The organism is Planctomycetota bacterium (assembly GCA_035574235.1).
In the GTDB taxonomy this organism is placed as follows: domain Bacteria; phylum Planctomycetota; class MHYJ01; order MHYJ01; family JACPRB01; genus DATLZA01.
On the sequence record DATLZA010000138.1, the window covers coordinates 1 to 2,662 of the forward strand.

Annotated in this window: 4 protein-coding genes; all 4 read left to right on the plus strand. The window is 68.3% G+C overall.

Annotated elements, in window-relative coordinates; translation table 11 throughout:
- The coding region (locus tag VNO22_12690; GenBank protein HXG62231.1) for a PA14 domain-containing protein at positions 1-570 on the plus strand (570 nt) is incomplete at its 5' end.
- Positions 571-615: 45 nt separating this feature from the next.
- Positions 616-1,686, plus strand: a complete 1,071-nt coding sequence (locus tag VNO22_12695) for an alkaline phosphatase family protein (GenBank protein HXG62232.1) — start codon at positions 616-618, stop codon at positions 1,684-1,686.
- Positions 1,687-1,740: 54 nt separating this feature from the next.
- A complete protein-coding gene (locus tag VNO22_12700; GenBank protein ID HXG62233.1) occupies positions 1,741-2,466 on the plus strand; it encodes a YdjY domain-containing protein in 726 nt (241 codons plus the stop codon).
- A gap of 14 nt (positions 2,467-2,480) precedes the next feature.
- A partial coding sequence (locus VNO22_12705; protein ID HXG62234.1) for a hypothetical protein occupies positions 2,481-2,662 on the plus strand: 182 nt, incomplete at its 3' end.

Consider the following 2,662-nt stretch of genomic DNA (forward strand, 5'->3'; position numbering starts at 1 on the left):
CCGCCCATCTCCCGCCAGGACGTGGCCGCCCTGCCCGTCTGGGGCCAGCCCGTCAAACCCGAAGAACTTCCGGCCTCCTTCCGGCGCCGGGACCCCGTCCGCCTCCTCAAGCCGCGCGATCCGGAAAATCCCACCCTGCCGATCAAGGGGCTGGCCTACGAATACTTCGAGGGGACCTTCGAAAAGCTCCCCGACTTCGGAGCCCTCACGCCCGCGCGCACGGGCACCTGCGAAACCTTCGACCTCTCCAAGCGCGGCCGCGACGCCGCCTACGCGTTCCGCTTCACCGGCTACGTCGACGTCCCCCGCGACGGCGTGTACACCTTCACGCTCTCGTCCAACGACGGCTCGAAACTCTTCATCGGCCGGGACGAAGTCGCCGACAACGACCACTTCCACGGCGTCGCGGAAGCCTCGGGCGAAATCGCCCTCAAGGCCGGCAAGCACCCCATCATGGTCGTTTACTTCCAGCACGGCGGCAACCAGGTGCTCGAGGTCTTCTGGGAGGGCCCCGAGCTGCCCCGCCAGAAGATCCCGGCTTCCGCGCTCTTCCACACGCCCGCCCGGTGAGCCGCGTAGAAAGATAGGACGGCGGCGGTTCTCCAAGGAGGTCCTATGCGGCGGCGCCGGTTTCTTTTCGCCTTTGTCCCCGCGCTTCTTCTGGCCTGCGGCGTCCCGGGCGAGGATCCTTCGCCCCTGGCGCGCGGGCCGGCGATCGCCGATCATGTGGTCCTCGTCAGCGTCGACGGCCTGCGGCCGGACGCGATCGACGCCGCCGGCGCCTCGAACCTGGCCGCCCTCGCCCGCCGCGGCGCCTCCTGCCCGGCCGCGGAGACGATCCGCCCGTCGATCACCCTGCCCAGCCACACGTCGATGCTGACGGGCCTGGATTTCTCCCGCCACGGCGTGGTCTGGAACAACTACCGGCCGGGCCATCTGCGGCACCCCTCGATCTTCTCCCGCGCCCGCCGCGCCGGGCTTTCGACGGCGATGTACTTCTCCAAGGACAAGTTCCACTTCATCGCCGATCCGCGGTGGGTGGACCGGATCTACGGACCGCCGGTTCCCAAAACCGTGCCGCCGATCCAGGACTACACCGACCCGGAGTTCCTGGCCCGCGAAGAGGAGAAAGAACGCCGCGCCGCTCAGGCTCCGCCGCGCCCCCCTTCGCGAACCCCCGCGAAACCCAAACCCGAAGAGCTGTCCACCCGCGCCGAAGTCCTCGCCCAAGTCTTTGCGGAAGAATGGCCCCGCCGGAAGTACGCCGTGGCCTTCGTGCACCTGCGCGAGCCCGACGAGGCCGGTCACCGCTACGGCTGGATGGGACCCGAGTATCTCGAAGCGGTCCGCGCCGCCGATCGCGCCGTGGGGGACATCGTCCGAACGATCGAGGAGGCGGGGCTCCTCGACCGCACCGCGATCCTCGTCACGGCCGACCACGGAGGCATGGCCAAGACGAAGAAACATTACCTGCATGCGGAGCCCGACCGGGCGGAAAACGTCCGCATCCCCTGGATCTGCCTGGCCCCCGGCGTGGACGCCGGACTCCGCATCGACCGCCCCGTGCGGACGTACGACACGGCCGCCACGGTGCTCGCCTTCCTGGGCCTCCCCGCTCCCGAGGGGATCGAGGGGCGTCCCGTCCAGGAGGTTCTGGCCCGGGAGGCCGTGCCCGCCGGACGCTGATTTCCGCCCGCCGCCTGTAACGCCGGCGCCCGCCAGGGTACTCATTTCCCCGGAATGGAAATCCGTCACGGCGCGCCGTTCGTGGGATATGAAAAGGGCGCCGGGACGGTCGATCCCGGCCAGGGAGGCGGAACCATGCCCACGCGCGCTCTCGCGGCGATTTTCGCCGCGCTCGTCCCGGTCCTGGGAGCGGCCCAGGAATCCGGTTCTCTTCAGATCGACGCCGCCAAGGGCACGATTTCCTTCGCCGCCCGCGTGGCCAAGTTCGACCAGTACGAACAGCTCAAGGGAGCCATCGAGTACCTGGTCGTCATGCCCGGCGGGAAGGAGTACGAAAGCGTCTTCGTGGCGCCCCTCGACCCCATCGCCCTCTACGAGGGACTCAAGAAGATCGGCGTCGAGCCCGGAAAATCCGGAAGCAACGAGCAGAAAACTCCGCCCGAAGGCGGACGCCTGCGCCTCTGGGTCGAGTGGAAGGACGGGGACAAGGATCGCCGCGAGCCGGCCGAGACCTTCGTCCTGGACGTCCTTTCCGGAAAGCCGATGGAGGTCAAGCCCTGGGTCTTCACCGGCTCGCGCGAGGTCTTCAATCCCGCCGAGGGCAAGATGACCCTCGGGGTCCTCAACACGAAAAACGTCATCGCCCTGTACCACAACGACGCCACCGTCCTCGTCCAGCCTTCCTCGCTGGCCAAGGACCCGCACCAGTTCAAGGTGAACAAGCCCGCCGTTCCCCGCGAGGGAACGCCGGTCCGGATCGTTCTCGAGGCGGTCAAGTAACGGGAGGTCCGATCATGAGACGCGCGCTCTTCGGCCTGGTTGTCGCCGCTCTGGCCGCCCCCGCGGCGGCGCACGCGTACATCGAAGCGCTCTATCCGCTGCAGCAGTTCATGAACGAATCCCAGGTCATCGCCGAGGGCGTCCTCGAATCGGCCGACCCCAAGACCAAGACCGCCCAGGTCAAGATCCTGCGCTC